At 68.3% G+C, this 18238-nt stretch carries 16 protein-coding genes; 6 read left to right on the top strand and 10 right to left on the bottom strand.

Features of this window, described 5'->3' with window-relative positions; genetic code table 11:
- The first annotated feature begins 234 nt into the window (after nt 1-234).
- From BCO18175_RS23425 to BCO18175_RS23415, 3 genes are read left to right on the top strand one after another with little or no spacing between them, the layout of a single operon-like run.
- Nucleotides 235-1647, top strand: a complete 1413-nt coding sequence (locus tag BCO18175_RS23425) for a cytochrome ubiquinol oxidase subunit I (protein WP_174984451.1) — start codon at nt 235-237, stop codon at nt 1645-1647.
- 30 nt (nt 1648-1677) lie between these two features.
- Nucleotides 1678-2685, top strand: a complete 1008-nt coding sequence (gene cydB / locus BCO18175_RS23420; protein WP_174918036.1) for a cytochrome d ubiquinol oxidase subunit II — start codon at nt 1678-1680, stop codon at nt 2683-2685.
- Nucleotides 2657-2836: a hypothetical protein gene (locus tag BCO18175_RS23415; protein WP_174984448.1), complete on the top strand. Its 180-nt coding sequence runs from the start codon at nt 2657-2659 to the stop codon at nt 2834-2836. Before cydB ends, BCO18175_RS23415 begins: the two co-directional genes overlap by 29 nt.
- 179 nt (nt 2837-3015) lie before the next feature.
- Here the strand turns inward: BCO18175_RS23415 and BCO18175_RS23410 are convergent, their stop codons facing one another.
- A complete protein-coding gene (locus BCO18175_RS23410; RefSeq protein WP_254599367.1) occupies nt 3016-3627 on the bottom strand; it encodes a hypothetical protein in 612 nt (203 codons plus the stop codon).
- Nucleotides 3628-3806: 179 nt separating this feature from the next.
- On the opposite strand from BCO18175_RS23410, the gene BCO18175_RS23405 reads away from it, so the two are divergent.
- Nucleotides 3807-4712: a LysR substrate-binding domain-containing protein gene (locus tag BCO18175_RS23405; protein WP_241020558.1), complete on the top strand. Its 906-nt coding sequence runs from the start codon at nt 3807-3809 to the stop codon at nt 4710-4712.
- 39 nt (nt 4713-4751) lie between these two features.
- Here the strand turns inward: BCO18175_RS23405 and BCO18175_RS23400 are convergent, their stop codons facing one another.
- The 6 genes from BCO18175_RS23400 to BCO18175_RS23375 form a co-directional block, all read right to left on the bottom strand.
- The gene (locus tag BCO18175_RS23400) at nt 4752-4946 is read right to left on the bottom strand and encodes a YqaE/Pmp3 family membrane protein (RefSeq protein ID WP_174984443.1); all 195 of its coding nucleotides are present in this window, start codon (nt 4944-4946) and stop codon (nt 4752-4754) included.
- 122 nt (nt 4947-5068) lie between these two features.
- Complete coding sequence (locus BCO18175_RS23395; RefSeq protein WP_174984442.1) at nt 5069-5602, bottom strand: TIGR00725 family protein; 534 nt, start codon at nt 5600-5602, stop codon at nt 5069-5071.
- Entirely contained in the window at nt 5595-6428 is an 834-nt protein-coding gene (locus BCO18175_RS23390) for an ABC transporter permease (RefSeq protein WP_174984440.1), read from the bottom strand. The genes BCO18175_RS23395 and BCO18175_RS23390 overlap by 8 nt, the downstream gene beginning before the upstream one ends.
- Nucleotides 6429-6438: 10 nt before the next feature.
- Nucleotides 6439-7527 carry an extracellular solute-binding protein gene (locus BCO18175_RS23385; protein WP_174984438.1) on the bottom strand — a complete coding sequence of 363 codons (1089 nt, stop codon included), beginning with the start codon at nt 7525-7527 and terminating at the stop codon, nt 6439-6441.
- A gap of 26 nt (nt 7528-7553) precedes the next feature.
- Nucleotides 7554-8597 (bottom strand): ABC transporter ATP-binding protein, encoded by a 1044-nt coding sequence (locus BCO18175_RS23380; protein WP_174984436.1) that lies wholly within the window; start codon nt 8595-8597, stop codon nt 7554-7556.
- 7 nt (nt 8598-8604) lie between these two features.
- Nucleotides 8605-9456 carry an ABC transporter permease gene (locus BCO18175_RS23375; protein WP_174918046.1) on the bottom strand — a complete coding sequence of 284 codons (852 nt, stop codon included), beginning with the start codon at nt 9454-9456 and terminating at the stop codon, nt 8605-8607.
- Between the two features lie 161 nt (nt 9457-9617).
- Here BCO18175_RS23375 and BCO18175_RS23370 point away from each other — a divergent pair, with 161 nt between their 5' ends.
- On the top strand, nt 9618-10514 hold the full coding sequence (locus BCO18175_RS23370) for a LysR substrate-binding domain-containing protein (protein WP_174984433.1): 897 nt from the start codon (nt 9618-9620) through the stop codon (nt 10512-10514).
- An 88-nt stretch (nt 10515-10602) separates the two neighbouring features.
- Here the strand turns inward: BCO18175_RS23370 and BCO18175_RS23365 are convergent, their stop codons facing one another.
- Nucleotides 10603-12276 carry an alkaline phosphatase family protein gene (locus BCO18175_RS23365; protein WP_438820507.1) on the bottom strand — a complete coding sequence of 558 codons (1674 nt, stop codon included), beginning with the start codon at nt 12274-12276 and terminating at the stop codon, nt 10603-10605.
- 317 nt (nt 12277-12593) lie between these two features.
- Between BCO18175_RS23365 and BCO18175_RS23360 the strand changes: the two genes are divergently transcribed.
- On the top strand, nt 12594-12818 hold the full coding sequence (locus tag BCO18175_RS23360; protein ID WP_027790361.1) for a hypothetical protein: 225 nt from the start codon (nt 12594-12596) through the stop codon (nt 12816-12818).
- A 59-nt stretch (nt 12819-12877) separates the two neighbouring features.
- Here the strand turns inward: BCO18175_RS23360 and BCO18175_RS23355 are convergent, their stop codons facing one another.
- Together BCO18175_RS23355 and BCO18175_RS23350 are read right to left on the bottom strand one after the other, a co-directional pair.
- Nucleotides 12878-16648, bottom strand: coding sequence for a DUF748 domain-containing protein (locus BCO18175_RS23355; protein ID WP_174984427.1), 3771 nt, complete (start codon nt 16646-16648; stop codon nt 12878-12880).
- 148 nt (nt 16649-16796) lie between these two features.
- Nucleotides 16797-18233, bottom strand: coding sequence for a DUF1254 domain-containing protein (locus BCO18175_RS23350; RefSeq protein ID WP_174984424.1), 1437 nt, complete (start codon nt 18231-18233; stop codon nt 16797-16799).
- Nucleotides 18234-18238: the final 5 nt, after the last annotated feature.

The following is an 18238-nucleotide window of genomic DNA, read 5'->3' as shown; positions in this document are numbered from 1 at the left end:
ATATTGACGCACGTGCGTCAGACCGCCACGCCACGGCTACGCGCGCCGCAGGCAGCCTTCTTGATACGAATCAACGATTTACCCCGGAATCGCGCGCGACGGGCTGGACATCTGCGACGAGTTGGCGCATTTCGCGGTGCAACATCGCGGCACATACTCCAGCCAACCCCGACGCCCGTCCGCCGGGGTCCGCCGGCACCCGCCGGCGGGTATCGTCAGCCTCGGTCAACTGGTATGGACACCGCTCTTTCGGCCCTCGATCTGGCCCGCCTGCAATTCGCGTTCACCGTCTCCTTTCACATCGTCTTTCCGGCGCTGAGCATCGGCCTCGCCAGCTTCATCGCCGTGCTCGAATATCGCTGGCTGAAAACCGGCAAGCAGTACTACAAAACCCTCTGCCTGTTCTGGTCGAAGATCTTCGCGGTCGCGTTCGGGATGGGCGTCGTCTCCGGCGTCGTGATGAGCTACCAGTTCGGCACGAACTGGTCGGGCTTCTCGAGCTTCGCGGGCGCCGTCACCGGGCCGCTGCTGATGTACGAGGTCATGACCGCGTTCTTCCTCGAGGCCGGCTTCCTCGGCATCATGCTGTTCGGCTGGAACCGCGTAAGCCCGCGCGCGCACTTCGGCGCGACGCTGATGGTCGCGATCGGCACGCTGATCTCGACGTTCTGGATCCTCGCGTCGAACAGCTGGATGCAGACGCCGCAGGGCTTCGAGATCGTCGACGGCCGCGTCGTGCCGACCGACTGGTTCGCGATCATCTTCAACCCGTCGTTCCCGTACCGCCTGTTCCACATGGCGATCGCCGCGTTCATCGTCGCCGCGCTGGTGGTGGCCGCGACCGGCGCGTGGCACTTGCTGAAGGGCCGCCGCGACAAGGGCGTGAAGAAGATGTTCTCGATGGCGCTGTGGCTGCTGCTCGTGCTCGCGCCGCTGCAGGCCGTGATCGGCGACCAGCACGGCATCAACACGCTGAAGCACCAGCCCGCGAAGATCGCCGCGATCGAAGGGCTGTGGGAAACCGAGAAGGGCGGCACGCCGCTCAACCTGTTCGGCATTCCGGACATGAAGGCGGAAACGACCCGCTACGCGGTGAAGGTGCCGCACCTCGGCAGCCTGATCCTCACGCACAGCTGGGACGGCGAGATCCGCGGCCTGAAGGAATTCGCGCCGGAAGACCGCCCGAATTCGACCGTCGTGTTCTGGAGCTTCCGGATCATGGTCGGCCTCGGCTTCGCGATGATCGGCCTCGCCGCGCTCGCATGGTTCCTGCGCCGCCGCGGCCGCCTGTATGAATCGAAGTGGTTCCAGCGCTTCGCGCTCGTGATGGGCCCGACCGGCTTCGTGTCGCTGCTCGCGGGCTGGGTGACGACGGAAGCAGGCCGCCAGCCGTGGGTCGTGTATGGCGTGATGCGCACCGCGCATGCGGTATCGCCGCTGTCGGTGCAGCAGGTCAGCCTGTCGATGATGACGTTCGTGATCGTGTACTTCCTCGTGTTCGGCACCGGCGTGTACTACATGCTCAAGCTGATGAAGGCCGGCCCCGCGCTGCCCGACGTGAAGCACGACGACACCCCCGACACGCGCCCCGATCACACCGCGCGCCGCCCGATGTCGGCCGTCGACGAGCCGCTCGAGACCGTCTGAGCCCCACCCTTTCCGCATACGAGAAAACCTATGGACGTCACCGTAATCTGGGCCGCGATCATCGCATTGGGGCTCTTCATGTACGTCGTGCTCGACGGCTTCGACCTCGGCATCGGCATCGTCTTCCCGTTCTTCCCGGACGAGAAGGAACGCGACCTGATGATGAACACGGTCGCGCCCGTGTGGGACGGCAACGAAACCTGGCTCGTGCTCGGCGGCGCCGGGCTGTTCGCGGTGTTCCCGATCGTCTACTCGACCGTGCTGTCGGCGCTGTACCTGCCGCTGATCTTCATGCTGGTGTGCCTGATCTTCCGCGGCGTGTCGTTCGAGATCCGCGCGAAGGCGCGGCGCACGAAGCAGCTGTGGGATCTCGCGTTCATCGGCGGCTCGACCGGCGCGACGCTGTTCCAGGGGATCGCGCTCGGCGCGTTCCTGCAGGGCATCAACGTGAAGGACGGCGTGTTCGCGGGCGACGCCTTCGACTGGCTCACGCCGTTCAGCCTGCTGACCGGCCTCGGCCTGATCGTGACCTATGCGCTGCTCGGCTGCTGCTGGCTCGTCGCGAAGACGGAAGGCGACCTGCAGCGCCGCCTCCATCGCGTCGTGTGGCCGCTGACGGTCGTGCTGCTCGGCTTCATCGCGGTCGTCAGCCTGTGGACGCCGCTGCAGGATCCGGCCATCGCGCAGCGCTGGTTCGATTCGGGGCTGTTCTGGCGCCTGCTGCCGGTGCCGTTCCTGGTCGCAGGGTGCGCGGTGTGGATGCGCCGCGCGGTGCGCGACCGCCACGACATGACGCCATTCGTGCTCGCGCTGGCGCTCGTGCTGCTCGGCTACGTCGGCCTGCTCGTCACGCTGTTCCCGTATGCGATTCCTCAGACGATGACGATCTGGGAAGCCGCGGCGCCGCGTTCCAGCCAGACCTTCACGCTGGTCGGCGCAGCGGTTATCCTCCCGATCATCATCGCCTACACGACGATGGGTTACTGGGTATTCCGAGGCAAGGTGCGCCATGAAGACCAGCATTACTACCACCACTGATTCCGCCGGGCGCCCCGCCGCGGCGCCACGGTCGCGGATGCGCGGCTGGATGTGGTTCGTCGTCCTGTGGGCGGGCGGCGTGATCGGCGCCGTCTCGCTCGGCTACGCGTTCAAGATCTTCATGAACCTGACGCTGTTTGCGGTGAAGTAGGCAAGGCGGCTGCCTGGTCGAGCGACGATCCGGGCAGCCATTTTCTCGTCGACGGCTTCAGCCTCGGCCGGATGCACCGGGCGCCGCGCCGGCATCCGCGCCCATTCTCCGACCGGCGGCAGCGGCCCTCCGATCCCCGTTCCTCCGTTGCGCCCCCGGCGCCGGCACATGCGTGCCGATCACCGCTCGCACGACGTCGTGCACATCGCCTTGTCCATCGCGCCGAAGAAGGTCTGGTAGTAATCGGGCTCGACGATGGTCTTCATCCGCGAGTCGCCGTTGCTGTCCCATACCGTGCGGTCGAATCGCGCACGCACGATCGCGTCGCGCGCCGCCGTCACGCGAACCGTGACGACGGCGGCCACCCGCTCGTGATCCGGTTTCGCGGGCAAGCCGCCGATGCGCGCCTTCAGCGCGCCGCGCAGCAGCTGCCGCCACTTCGGAATCAGCGTATCGCTGCGCCCGCCCTCGATCAGCCCCGAATCCCGATCGACCGTCACCGGCGCATAACCCTGCGCGCGCAGCACGCCGGCCACCGCGTCGAGTGCGCGCCCCTGCGTCGCCCCCGCATAGCGGCGGTCGGTCATCATGCGCAGCGTCTGCTGCTCGCTATCGGACAGGTCGACTTCGGTCTGGCTGGAGCTGTAGCGCACCAGCGATCCGCCGCTGCCGATCTGGCGTTCGTTTTCCGGCTTCGACGCGCACCCGGTCAGCACCGCGAGCAGCCCGGCACAGGCGAGCGCCAGCGCGCCGCGGCCACGCACCGGCGGCACCGCCGCCTCGCGGCGCATCGCGCGCCGCGCCGTGCGCCGGTCGCGAAGACGGCGGCGAATTCCGGTTGATCGGCAATCGGGTGGCGCTATGATCGTCATCGCGGTTTTCTCCTGTCGGCGCCATCATAGGGAGGCGCCCCAACCGCCACAAACGACATTTTTTGACCCACTGTGTAGCTTTTCTTCGCGATTTCACGATGCGCCGATTGCCGCCCCTGAACGCGCTGCGCAGCTTCGAAGCTGCCGGCCGCCTGCAGAGCCTCACCCTCGCCGCCGACGAGCTGAACGTGACCCAGAGCGCGGTCGCGCAGCAGATCCGCGTGCTCGAATCGTTCTTCGGGCAGAAGCTGTTCGAGCGCGACGGACGCTCGTTGCGGCTCACGCCGCGCGCGCGGCATTACCTCGTCGACGTCGCAAGCTGCCTCGGCCGGCTCGCGCAGGCGACGGGGCAGATGTTCGAACCTGTCGGCGGCCATCCGGTGCGGATCAACGCATCGGTGTCTTTCTCACACGGATGGTTGCTCACGCAACTGGCCGCGTTCCAGGCCGAGCATCCGGACATCGACGTGCAGCTCGTCACGACGCCCGACGCCGAGCACGACCAGTTCGACGAAACCTGCGACATCGTGGTCCGCCGCTATACGCCGGAGCTGCGCCGCAAGGGGTTCGTGTCTCGGCCGCTGCTCGCGGCCGTCGCGGTGCCGGTGTGCGCGCCCGGCCACCCGGTGCTCGAACAGGCGCGAACGCCGGCCGACCTGCGCAACGCGCCGCTGCTGCATTACGCGGGCTTGCCGCAGGCGTGGCAATACTGGTTCCACCAGGCGGGCTCGGCCGTTACCGAGACGCTGCGCGGGCCGTTCTATCGCGAATTCTTCCTGATGACCAAGGCTGCCGCGAGCGGGCTCGGCGTGTGCCTCGCCCCGCGCGCGGTGGTGCGCGACGACATCGAGCACGGGCGGCTCGTCGCGCTGTTTCCGGAAGTCCGCCTGGAAGGGCCGCCGTTTCATTGCCTGTATCGCGACGACGACGATCCGTCGCTGCGCACGTTCGTCGACTGGCTGTTTGCGCGGGCGGAGGCGCTGGAGGGGAGGCCGCCGCAGTAACCCGCGCGGCGCGGGCGACGCCCCCCGTTGCTGCTTGCTTTAGCGCCGCTCGCGCAGCGCCGCCTCGATCTTCCGATCGGTCTTGTACTGGCTCAGCGCATACACCGACCAGATCGCGGCAGGCAGCCAGCCGATGATCGTGATTTGCAGGACCAGGCAGATGATCCCGGCGATCGGGCGGCCGATCGTGAAGAACTGGAACCACGGCAGCAGCAGGGCAAGCAGAAGGCGCATCTGGAATCCTCTCGAGGCGTCATTGAACGTTCGTGCATCGCCAATATGGCGAGTTGCCCGCGCCATTTCAAGTCCGCTACAGACGATCACCGGGCGAGAAACCGTAACCCCAGGCCACCACCCTACGCCGAATCGGCCAGCCACCGCGCGACCCGCGCAACGAGCGGATCCGCTTCGTCGAAGCATTCGGCGCCCGCCACGCGCGGCGCGTCGCAAATCGCGAACACCGGCTTGCCCCACTGCAACCCGAGCGCGATCTCGGACAGCGTGCCGAGCCCGCCGCCGACCGCGATCAGGCACAGCGACGCACGTGCGACGAGTGCGTTGCGCGTGATGCCGAGCCCCGTCGGCAGCGCGACGCTCAGATAGGGATTCGCGAGCGTCGCGTCGTCTTCCGGCAGCAGCCCGATCGCGCACCCGCCGGCCGCCCGCGCGCCGCGCGCGGCTGCCTCCATCACGCCCTGCTTGCCGCCGCCGACGATGGCGACCCCCGCCGCCGCGAGCGCATGCGCGATTCGCTCCGCAACCCGCATCTGCTCGTCGGTCGCCTCACGCGGACCGATCACGCCGACCGGCATGCAATGCCGCCGCGCGCCGCGCTGCCGCTGCGCGAGTTGCGCCAGCGCGTCACACGCCGCATCCGACCACTCATCCATGACGTCGTTGCCGTACAAGGCCTTCCCCCAATGCAAGAACACAGGTGCAGATCGCCGTCAGCACGATCGACAGCACGGCCGCCTGCGAGAAATCGGTTTGCCCGTCCGACAGCTTCAGATACATCAGCAGCGGCAGGATGTTGATCTGCGTGCCGGCCAGCGCGAGCGCCGTGCCGTAGGTGCCGAGCGCGATCGCCGTGACGAGGCACCACGCGGACGCGACCGACGGCCACAGTTCGCGCCACGCGACGTCGAGCCACGCGCGCCACGGCCGCGCGCCGAGCGTCAGAGCCGCCTCGAGCGGCCGCCGGTCGAGGTTCGTGAGCGCCGGGTAGATCATCAGCGCGACCCGCGGAATCAGGTAATACGCATACGCGACCGCCAGCCCCGGCATCGTGTAGATCGCGCCGCCGAGCACGTTCGGGTCCGCACCCAGCGACGCCGCCAGCGTGGTGACGAAGCCGGCACGGCCGAACGCGAGGATGAAGCCGTAGGCAATCACCAGCCCGGAGAACGCGAGCGGCACGCCGAGCAGCGCGAGCGTCCAGTGGCGGCGGGCAGGCGACTGCCCCGCCAGCGCGAATGCAACCGGCACGCCGACGCCGACCGACAGCGTGCCGGCGCCCACCGCGAGCGCCAGCGAACGTGCGATCGCATCGGCGACAAGCGGATCGCGCAGCACCGCGCCGAACGCGCGGCCGCCGTCCGTGAAGGCCGAGCCGACGAGCGCGGCGAGCGGCAGCGCGAAGCACACCGCCAGCAATACCGCCGCCGGCACCGCGCCGAAGCGGCGCAACACGCCGCGTTCCGCCAGGGTGGTTTGCATCGCGCGCCCCTTAGTTGCCGAGCGTTGCCTGCGACCAGAGCTGGTCGACCTCGGCCTTGCGCGTGGCTGCCTTCACCACGTCGAGCGGACGCACCTGCGGCGCCTTCGGCAGCTTCGCCGCGACGTCCGGCGCGACCGGCGTGCCGGGCACGGCCGGCCGCACGAAGCCCTGCGCGAACAGCGCCTGCCCGACGTCGCTCATCACCAGGTTCAGCCACAGCTGCGCGGCGGACGGGTTCGGACCGTTCTTCACGAGGCTCATCGCATACGGCGCCGAGACGCTGCCGTCCTGCGGAATCACGACGTCGGCCGCATCGCCCATGCCGTCGACGTACTTCGCCTTCAGGCCGTCGTTCTCATAGCCGATCAGGATCGGGATCTCGCCCTTCACGAACTTCGCATACGGCGTCGTGCCCTCGACGCGCAGCACGTTGCCCGCGCTTTTCAGCTTGCCGAAGAATTCAGCGCCGGGCTTCGGGTTCTCGACGCTGCCGCCATTCGCATACGCGGCCGCGAACACGGCGACCTGCCCTTGCCCGGTCGAACGCGGGTCGAGATAGACGACCGCGTTGCGATACTCCGGCTTCAGCAGGTCGGACCAGCGCTGCGGCACGTTCTTCACGAGCTTGCGGTTGACGAGAAATGCGATGTTCAGCGAGTGCACCGCGAACCAGCGGCCGTCCGCCGAGCGAAACACGTTCGGCAGCTTGTCGAAGTTGACCGGCTTGAACGGCGCGACGACATCCTTGTTTTCCGCATCGAGCGCCGACGCGGCGAAGTAGTACGCGGTATCGGCCTGCGGACGGCGGCGCGACTTGTCGAGCGCGACGACGGTCGCGGCCGAGCCGATGTCGTTGTAGGTGATCTCGACCTTCGGATAGCGCTTGCGGAACTCGGCGAAGAGCGCCTTCCAGTTCGCCCATTCGGGGCCCGTGTCGAACGACACGACGAGCCCTTCGTCGGCGGCCTTCGCGTACAGCGCGTCCTCGCCCGGATACAGCGGTGCAGCATGCGCCGGCGCGGCAGCCAGCGCCGCGAACGCGCACAGCGCCAGCACGCCGGCGCGCATGGTCTTCACAAGAGGGTGGCCTGCAAGCATCGGGGATCTCCGTTGAATGAAAGGGGTCATTGCACGGCCGGCGCGGCCGGCAGCACGAGCAGATGGCGCGGTTCGATCGCGATGCGTCGTGTGGCCGGCACGCGGCCTTCGCACAGCAGCGGGTCGGCCGAGCCGGCGGGAATGAAGTCGTAGCGTTGCGTCGCGCCGAAGTAGCGCACTTCGCCCGGACAGCCGTCGATGCGGTTCACGCCGTGCTCCAGCGGATCGGCCTCCACGTGCTCGGGCCGCACCAGCACCTCGATCTCGGCGCCCGGCTGGTGCGGGCCGGTCTCGGCGCGCAGCGTCGCGAAACGCACGTCGACCGTGTCGTGTGCGATCACGCGGCCGCGCAGCAACGTCGAATGCCCGACGAAGCGCGCGACCTGCGAGGACGCGGGCCGCTCGTACAGGTCGCGCGGCGTGCCCACCTGCAGCACCCGCCCGCCGTCGACGATTGCGACGCGGTCAGCCATGCTCAGCGCCTCGTCCTGGTCGTGCGTGACGAGCAGCGTCGTCGCGCCGCACGCACGCTGCAACGCGCGAATTTCGTCGCGCAGCTGATGGCGGATGCCGGCGTCGAGCGCCGCCAGCGGCTCGTCGAGCAGCAGCAGCTTCGGTTCGATCACGAGCGCACGCGCCAGCGCGACGCGCTGCTGCTGTCCGCCGGACAGCATCGCAATGCCACGCTCCGCATGCGCCGCGAGGCCGACGCGCTCAAGCATTTCACGCGCGCGCCGCCGCCGCGCGTCCGCCGCGACGCCGCGCATCCTCAGCCCGTACGCGACGTTGTCGGCCACCGACAGGTTCGGGAACAGCGCGTAGTGCTGGAACACCATGCCCACTTCGCGCCGCCACACGGGCACACCCGCCATGTCGGCGCCGCCGATCGCGATGCGGCCGCTGCCGCCCTCGAGCAGGCCGGCCGCGAGCCGCAGCAGCGTGGACTTGCCGGACCCGCTGCGCCCCATCACCGCGAGCAGTTCGCCTTGCGCGGCGGACAGCGTGACGTCGTCGACGCCGTGCCGCGCGCCGGGATACTGGAAACTGACGTGTTCGAACTCGAGACTCATGACGGACTCACTTCATACGTTGCACGGTGCCGACCGACACGAGCGTCGCGAGCACGGCGAGGACGAGCAGCACGACGGTGGCCGCGCATGCCATCCCCGACGCGCCGTAGAACGCCTGCAGCAGCACGATCGGATAATTGCGGTAGCGAAAGCCGGCGATCAGGTTCGAGATCTGGAATTCGCCGATCGACAGCGCGGCCACCATCACGAGCCCGGAAAACAGGCTGTGCCGCAGGTTCGGCAGCACGATCGTGAAGAACTGGCGCAACGGCGTCGCACCGAGAGTCGCCGCGCAGGCCTCAAGGCGCGCGAGCCCGAGGTGGCGCAGATCGCTGAGCAGCGTCTGCAGCAGGTACGGCAGCGTCAGCACCGCGTGGGCCGCGATCATCAGCGGCAGCGTGCCGAGCCATGGCAGCGTGTCGCCGCTGAAGATCGCGATGTAGCCGAAGCCGAGCGTCAGCGCGGGCACGGCCACCGGCATCAGCATCACGATGCGCGTCGCCATGCCGCGCCCGGCCTGCGCGCGGTGATGCAGCGCATAGGCAAGCGGCAGGCCGATCAGCGCGTTGAGCGTGCAGCACGCCAGCGCCACCGTCAGGCTCACGCCGAATGCGCGCGTAAAGCTGCGATTGCCGGCCAGATCGGCGAACCAGTGCCCGGTGAAGCCGGTCGGCAGCAGCGTGTTCGTCCACGACTGGCCCACCGAGCCGATCAGCAGCAGCGCGATCGGCAGCAGCAGGTAGAGCCCGAACACCGCGACGAGCGCGTGCAGCAACAGGCGTCCGGCACTCGGACGCACGGGCCTGTTACGCGAAATCGGAACACCATCGGCCAGTGCCGGGGCGGTAGACGCAGGCATGGAAACACTCGCGGACAAGAGACGAAGACACCGCGCAACGCCCGCCGGGCGGGGCTGTCACGCGTTTTCTGGATGGCCGAAGTGTGCGGATCCGACATGGCATCGTCATGAAAAAAACGTACAAAGCCCGCATCGATCTGTGCGCCGAAGGAATAGTCGCGATGAAGCACCTGTATCCGAACGTCTCGGAACTGCACGCATTCACCTGTTCTGCGAAGTACCTGAACTTCTCCTACGCGGCCCGCGAACTGGGCCTGACGCCCAGCGCGGTCAGCCGGCAGATCGCGAATCTCGAGGCGCTGTTCGGCGTGAAGCTGTTCGTGCGCGAGGGGCGCAGCCTCGTGCTCACGCGCGCCGGGCAGGTGTACCACGCACGCGTCGCGGGCCCGCTGCGCGAGATCGGCAACGCGTCGATCGAACTGCTGAGCGCGCGCGAGAACAGCGACCTGCTGACGATCGCCAGCGTGCCGACGTTCACGACCAAGTGGCTCGTGCCGCGGCTCTCGCGCTTTCTGGCCGTCGCGCCGAGCGTCACGCTGAGCTTTCGCCGCCATCTCGCGCACGGCGACATCTTTCCGTTCGGGCTCGACGCGGCGATCCGCTACGGCGACGGCGCCTGGGAAGGGGTGCGAAGCGATTACCTGGACGGCCGGACCTTCGTGCCGGTCTGTGCACGCGAATTCGGCGAGCGGCACGCGTTGCGCACACCCGCCGACGCCGTCACGGCGCCGCGCCTCGTGCACGAGCAGGCGGAGATCGCGTGGTCCGCGTGGGCGGAACGCCATCGCGCCACGCAGATGAACGCGCTGGCCGGGCCGCGCTTCGAACAGTATTCGGTGCTGATCCAGGCCGCGCAGGCGGGGCTCGGGCTCGCGCTCGTGCCGCGCTTCCTGATCGCGGACAATCTCGCGGCCGGCACGCTCGTCGAACCGTTCGACGCGCCCGTCGAGGTCGACGCGCAGGGGCACTACCTGTGCTACGCGCCGGAGCGCCTCGACACGAGCGAAGCGTTGCGGCACTTCAGGGAATGGATGCTGGACGAATGCGGGCCGGCGTAAGCCGGCCCGCATTCGTCATGCGGCGGGACGCGCGCCGCCGCGCGCCCCGCTCCGGACACCGCCTGGCGGCGGCGTCCGGCAGGCGTCGTCAGTGGTCGATACCGAGGGCCGGCAGCACGCGCGTGTTCTCGGCCACGACCGCATGCAGCAGGCGCGGGTTCGCACCGAGCAGCCCGAGGATCGTCGGCGCGACCTGCTTCGTGCCGACGACGTCGGTCACGGTGCGTGCGCGATGGATGCCCGGATACGACACGAGCAGGCCGAGGTGGCTGTCGTCCGGCGCGTTGCCGCCGTGCTCCTCGTCCTTCTTCGTGCTCGACGTATAGATCACACCCGGATTCGGCTGGACGATGATGTCCGGCGTACGACCGTTGGCCGGATCGCCGAAGCGCTCGGCCAGCGCCGCGCCGTACAGGATGTAGGCCTGCGAACCGTCCGCGCAGATCCCCGGCGCGTTGCAGCCCAGGTTCGCCTTCAGCGTCTGCACCACGGCCGTGCGCTGGTTGCGGTCGCGCAGCCAGATCAGGCCGACGTCGTCGGTCTGCACGAAGCCGGTGTCGACAAGGCCCGAGCCGTCGTTCAGGTTGCCCGTCTTCGTGTTGGCCTGGCCGAAGTTGCCGTTCGGGTCGAGATAGTTGTTCGCTTCGAGCAGCTTCGTCAGCGTGTCGCCGTTCTTCACGAGCTTCGTGTGATCGGTCGGCGACTGGCCATGCTTCGACGTGACGATCACGGCCGTCGACGAATACAGGTTCGCCTGCTTCAGCGCCGCGACGATATGGCCGATCGAGTTGTCGACGTACGTGATCGCGTTCGCGACCTGCCCGTTCGGCGTGAAGTTCGCATCCAGGTAACCGCCGCCCTTCGTCACCACCGCCTTCTGCGCGACGCTCAGCGTCTGGAAGTCGGCGCCGAACAGCGTCGGTACCAGCGCGCTCTTCGTGCCGGTCGAATCACGGCCGTTGATCTGGTTGATCAGCGCCTGCACGTGCAGGTTGTCGAACTGCGCGGTATGCGAATAGACGTCCGTGTAGTCCGTCTGCGTCGCCGGGTCGATCGAGTTGATCTCGGTGCGCATCAGATCGTCGACGCCGGTGCCCGACGGCCCGTTCAGCCAGTCGTAGCCCCACGCGTGCTTGTCGGCCCACGCGGTGGTCGCGTTCGGGATACCCGCCTTCACGGCCTCGAACACCGTGTTGGTCTTCACGTAGTTGTGCGGATAGACCGGCACGCACTTGCCGTTGACCTTCGCGTTCGGGATCGCCTGCGGGTTGAACGCGCCGCCGCCGTTCAGGTGGACGAGCGCGCCGCCGTTCTGGGCGTCGATGCCGGTCGTCTCGTCGAACACGACGTTCCAGCCTTGCTTGCCCGAGCAGCTCGTGTCGCCCGGCGCGTACAGGTTGCGGTCGTACGACACGTCGTAGAACAAGCCGGCCGTCTTCGGCGAACCGCCCGTCACGAGCGCGGCGAGACCCGGGAACGAATCCGACAGGCCAGGCGTATAGGCATTCGTGTACGTCACGCCGCTCTTCGCGAGCACCGCGATGTTCGGACACGTGTTCGCGCCGATGCAGCGCGCGAGATCCTGCTCGTGCAGGCCGTCGACGCTGATCAGCAGTACGTGCTTCACGACGCGGCTCGCGTGGCCGCGGTCCTCGCCCTGATTGTTGCCGTCCTGCTGCGCCGCGTGCGCACCCGCGCCGGCGAGCGCCAGCGCGCCCGCCACCATCGCCACCAACTTCCGCTGCTTACCAAGGAAAGACATGATCACCCCACCTCATCGATTGACGTTGAACTGCGTGACTTGCCATCAGCCGCGCAAGAATATGGGCGCGCCGTGGGTCGCTCGCGTGAAGCGGGGCTTTCTGTTTTCTGTCAAACGTAACCAATCGCAAGTGACACGATGCAGTCGCAAAGCAAGGTGACCTGGCGCACATTGCGAGATCCGCGCACACCTGCCGGCACCGCGCCGGTGCATCGGTCAGAACGCGCATGCGGCACCGCCGGCCGCGATTTTTTTTCCGGCTTGGCGTATGACTATTGGCGTGTGATAAAGGGTTTTCCCTGACCCGGAGCACGAGTATGTCGACCCTGGAAGCCCTCCGGTTCGTGCTGGACGATGCACGCACCCCCGAAATCATTCGCCACCACGTCGTCGACGCGTTGCAGTACGCGTTGCGCAACTACGGACAGGTGTTCACGGCGAAGGAAGTCGAATGGCTGGCGCAGTGGGACGACGCGCGTCTGCCGCTGGCCGCGAAGAAGGAACTGGGCAAGCGCGAGGAACCGGCGATCGCCGCGCGCTGAAGGAAGCACGCCGCCGCGCCCGAACGGATGAACGGACGCAGCGGCGGCGGATGGCCTGCTTACTGCAGGCCGAAGTCGACGCGGGTGGTCGCGCCCTTGTCCTCGATGCCCTTCGCGTCGAGCTTCGGCGCAACGACGAACACGCGGCTCGAATCGATCTTCCCGTCGAGGTACTGGCGCACGGCTTGCGCGCGCTGCTGCGCGAGCGCACGCAGCGCGTTGTCGTCGGCCGGCGCATGGTCGGCGAGCGCCTTCTTCATGTCGGCGTCGGGTAGCGTCTTCTGCAGGCCGATCAGGTTGCGCGGCTTCTTGAAGTCGGCGGCCTTGTACGCGCGCGCCAGGTACTTGCTGTACTCGGCCGGCTCGACCTTCACCGACATCGGGTCGATGCTCTCGCCCTGCCCGACCACGTCCTTCAGCTTCTGCTGGCGCACGAGCCGCTCGACGTATGCGTCGCCGAGCCCCGACGTGTCCTTCGCCGGATCGACGCGGCCGATCAGGTCGAGGCGGATCGACGGCTTCTCGGTCAGCATCTTCACGACGGTGTCGAGCTTCTTCTGCTGTGCGTCGTCGAGCTGGTACGAGCCCGGCGCGAATTCGACGTAGCCGAGATCCTCGCCGCCGCTGCCGAACGCATGCGCGAGCAGCGAGAACGGCGACGTGACGGCCTTCGCGATCAGGTTCAGCACCGCGCGCCAGATCAGCCCGCCGACACTGAACTCCGGATTCGACAGCGAGCCCGACACCGGCAGGTTCACGTCGATCTGGCCGCGCGTGTTCTTCAGCAGCGAGATCGCGAGCTTCACCGGCAGCTTGGTCGCCGTGTCGTTCTCCACACGGTCGCCGAACGTGAGCTGGTCGATGAAGATGTGGTTGTTCGCCTTCAGCTGGTCGTTCTCGAGTGCGTAATGCAGATCGACGTTGAGCTTGCCCTTCGTGATCGGGTAGCCCGCGTACTTCGCGGAATACGGCGTCAGGTTGGTCAGCTCGATGTCGTGCGCGGTCGCGGTGAGGTCGAGCGCCGGTTTCTCGATCAGGGGGTTCACCGAACCCTTGATGGAGATCGGCCCGTTGCCCGCGAGGTTCGCGGCGACGTCGACCGGCGCGGACGTCGTCGAATCCGTGCCGAACGCGCCGACCGTGCCCTTGATCGCGACGAGGTTCGCCGTGTAGTTCGGCTTGATGAAGTTGTCGGTGTACGTGACACGGCCGTTCTGCAGCAGCAGCTCGCCGAAATGCATCCGCACCGGGTTCTGCGGCGGTGTCGCGGCCTTCACGACCACCGTCGCCGACGCGGCGGCCGGCGCGGATGCCTGCTGCACGGCGGCCGGCGCCGAGGCGGCCTGCGGCGACAGCGGCACCGGCTCGCCCTTGCTCGCGTCACGCGTGAGCGACTGCGCGGGGCCCGTTTGCTTCGCGACCACGTCCTTCAGGTTCAGGCGCCCCTGCGCGTCGAGCAGCACGCGGCCGTAGAAGTTCGAGAACGTCACGCGCGCGGCGTCGACGTCGGTGCCCTTCTCGTCGTAGTTCACCTTCAGGTTCGACAGTGCGAGCGAGCGCCAGCCCGCGAACGGGTCGGAGGTCGCCTTGTCGAGCATCCGCACGTCGACGAGCGCGACGTCGCCGCGATAGGTCGCGCGCGGCGCGTCCTTCACCTGCGCGAACGTCAGGTTGCCCTGCGCGTTGAGCAGCGCACTCGCGATCGTCGCGTTCAGCGCGCTGCCGAAGTACGGCTCGAACGCGGCCGCATCGAGGCGGTTGCCGTTGATCTTCAGGCCGAGCTTCAGCGGCTGCGCGGTCACGTCGCCGGTCACGTTCAGCGAGCCCTTGCGGTTCAGCGTCGCCTTCAGCTGCACCGGCAGCGGCTTCGTCATGTCGTCGCTGATCTTCTGCACCGACAGGTCCAGCGGCTTGATCGCCAGCTTCACCGGGCGCGGCGTCGACAGGTCGGTGAAGTTCGCGGACGAATCCTTCACGTTCAGCGCGTCGATGCGGTAATGCCACGACGGCGCGGCGGCCTCGGCCTTGCGCGCGACCGTGCGCTTCGGCACCGACGCCTGCGCGGGCTCGGCCAGCGCCGCCAGGTCGATCTTGCCGTCCTTCAGGCGCTGCACGTCGAGCGCGAGCCCGCTGGCGTCGACGCTCGCGATCTCCGCGGTGCGCGTGGCCACGTCGACCTTCGCGATCTTCGCGCTCGCGTCCGGCAGCACGATCGCGGGCGCCTTCGCGTCGGGCGTTGCGATCTTCAGCGACTTCAGGCTGATCGTGCTGTCGGCGACCTGCGCGTCGAGCGGCGTCTTGCCCCAGTCGGCCTTCGCGTTGACGGTCGCGCCGAGCGTGCCGTCGAGCACGCGTGCACGCGTGGCTTCGCCGAGGTACGGCTGCAGCGCCGGCAGCGCGAGCGCGGCGACCGTCAGCTTGCTGTCGGCCTGCTTCTCCGCGAGATTGAACGTGCCTTCGGCCGTCACGTCGCCGCCGCGCGACAGCGACGTCGACAGCGTGTATTTCGCGGGGGTCTTGCCCTGCATCGAGAAGCCGTCGAGCGTCGCGGCGAGCTTCGTGAGCGACAGCGCGGTCGGCGTTGCCGGCACGCGGTCGTCGACGTTGACCGTACCGCCGTCGATCGCGAAATGACGGATCGTCAGGTCGAGCGGCGGCGCCTCCTTCGCGCCGGCTTCGACCTTTGCGCCGCTGGCGACGGCTTCGGCAGCGGCGGAGGCGGCAGCGGCGCCCGACGCCGCCGGCTTGCCCTGGGCGGCCGTCGGCGCGGTGGCGAGCTTCTCGACGTTCAGCACGCCCTGCTTGTCGCGCGACAGGTCGACCACCGGCTGGTCGATCCGGATCTCGTCGAAATGCATCGCGTTGCGCAGCGGCTCGAGGCTGGCCGCCGCGACGTGCACGCCGCGCGCGGCGAACAGCGGCGCGGACGCATGGTCCGTCACCTTCGCGTCGTTCAGGTCGACGGTGCCCGATACGCGCAGCGCGGGCGTCTCGCCGCTCATCACGAAATTGACCTTGAGGTCGCTGCTCAAGAGGCCGCTCGTCACGGCCACCGGCAGCTTCGCCGGCACGTACGAGATCAGCTTCGGCACGTCGAGGCCGTCGAATTTCAGCGCGATCTCCGATTCGCGCGACTGCGCGAACGGCTTGGTCTTGCCGTCGATCGCGATCGGGCTGCCGTCGAAGCGCGCGCGCAGCTTCGGCTCGACGAAGATGTCGGTCTTCGATGCCAGCGTCGCGATGTACGGAATGCCGAGCGTCCAGTTGTCGACGACGTGCTTTTCGTTCAGCAGACGGTCGTCGAAGTCGATCCGGCCGTTGTTGACCTGGATGTTCGACACCGAGAACTGCGTCGGCTTGCTTTCGGGCTTGGGCGACGGCGTCGAGAACTTCTCGATCAGGTCGGTGAAGTTGAAGCGCTGCGCGTCGTAGCGGACGATATGAAAGCGCGGCGAGTCGAGGCGGATTTCATTGACGATCGGCGCGCCGCGGAACAGCGACGACCACGACGGCCGCACGACGAGCTTCGCGATGTCGACGAAGTCGCCCTGCCCGCCCTTGTCGCCGAGATGGATGCCGTCGGCTTCGAGGTTCAGCGTGTACGGGTTCAGCGCGATGCGCTGGATCGTGGCGGGCCGGTCGAGCTGCTTGCTCAACTGCTGTTCGGCGATATGGCGGATCAGCGGCGGCGCCGCGAAGAATCCGAGCAGTCCGAATAAAACGATGAAGATCAGCAGGCCGATGCCGATGCGCCGGGTCCGGCGCGAGCGTGCAACGCCACCGAGGGCATGGAGGGTCGAGGATACGGTTTCTTTGTCTGCGCTTGCCATGCTTGAATGCCTCGGGATGGGGTGCCGGGCCGCACCGGACAACCGGGCGGCCGCGCACGCTATCCCGAAAGTATAGGCTCAGGAGGTGACGGTACGGGGTTCGGGCGCCGTCGCGCCCGCCGGTCGGACAACGCCGCCGGTCATCCGTTCATTTCCGGACGATGACGGGCGGCATCCACGTGCCGTCGCTCGCCTGCGGCTTCGGCGCGTACAGGCGCAATGCGAGGGCGAAATCGGCGCGCGGCGCCGGCAGCCAGTTGGCCGCTTGCGTGCCGCCCGGCGACGCCGACACGACGATGTCGATCGAGCCGTCGTGGTTGCGGCGCAGGCGGTCGCGATCGCCGAGCGAGCGGCGCGCCGGTCCGACGTCGGGCAGCGCGCCGTTCGTCGTATAGGGCGTCAGCGTCCAGAACGCGCGTGCCGGCGGCAGCGCACCCGGCGCGAAATGCAGCACGTAGCGGTTCGCACCGTTCAGCGAATGACCGTCGCTGTCGACGCGGGCAACCGCGAGCGTTTCGTCGTCGCGCGTCGCGGTGCCGAACTGCGTGTAGGCCGCGTACGCGCGCAGCGTGTAGTCCTGACCGTACTTGCCGGCCGTATCGCCGATCCAGCTCCAGCCGTTCGCATTCAGCAGGTTCGACGGCGGGGTCGAGAGCCGTGCACGGGCCTCGGCAACGCCGGCCGTCGCGGCAGCGAGGCGGTCGCCCGTCCACAGCACCGGGTAGCCGGCCGATACGCCGATGTCGCCGAGCAGCGACTGCGCGTGCGCGTCGTCGGCCGGTGCCGGGTTGTCCTGCAGCGCCTGTGCGAAGCGCGCGAAGAACGCCTTCGGGTCGAGTGCCGCCACCTGCTCGGCCGGCGTGCCGCCGCCCACCGCTTCGGACGGCGCGCTGCCGGCATGGACCGCGACCGACGCGCCGCGCGCGGCGCCTGTGTATACGGAGAGCGGCACCACGCGGATCGCGCGCTGCAGTTTCTTCACGTTCGTCAGGTCGCGCCCGCCGCTCGTCTGCAGCCGGACTTCGAGCCACGCGTTGGCCGACGGGACGTCGATCCGGACCGCGCCCTTCGGCAGCGTGCCCTGCCAGTCCTTCGCGGCGAAGGCAATCGTTTGCGATCGCGCACCGCCACGGGCACCGCGTATCGGCGCGCTCGACGACGACCACAGCACGTTCGTCCACATGTCGAGCGCACGGACATCCCAGTAGCGGCCGCGCGCGTCGGGCAGCGTGACGATCACGGGTTCGGCGGCGACGTCGAGCCAGCCGGTCGAGTCGAGTGTGTCGACGCCCGGCAGCGGCGGATTGACCGCGCCGACGGGCGGCAGCGCCTGCGCGTGGCGCAGCGTGTTGAGCGGCGCTTGCCCCGGTTGCGCGCCGTCACCGCCCGTCGCCGCTTCCTTCGCGACGTCCATCAGCACGAGCGGATACGCATAGACATAGGAGTCGGCGACTTCCGCGCGCATCCAGCCGGTTTTCCGCTGGATTGCGTCCGGTTGCGATGCGCACCCCGCTAGCAACGCCGCCATGGCCAGCGACGCGCACGCGCGCCGCAGAGAAACTGATTCCTGCTGGTTTTCAATCATCGATT

Source organism: Burkholderia lata (genome assembly GCF_902499335.1).
Lineage (GTDB): Bacteria > Pseudomonadota > Gammaproteobacteria > Burkholderiales > Burkholderiaceae > Burkholderia > Burkholderia lata_B.
This window is presented reverse-complemented; position numbering and strand designations above follow the sequence as displayed.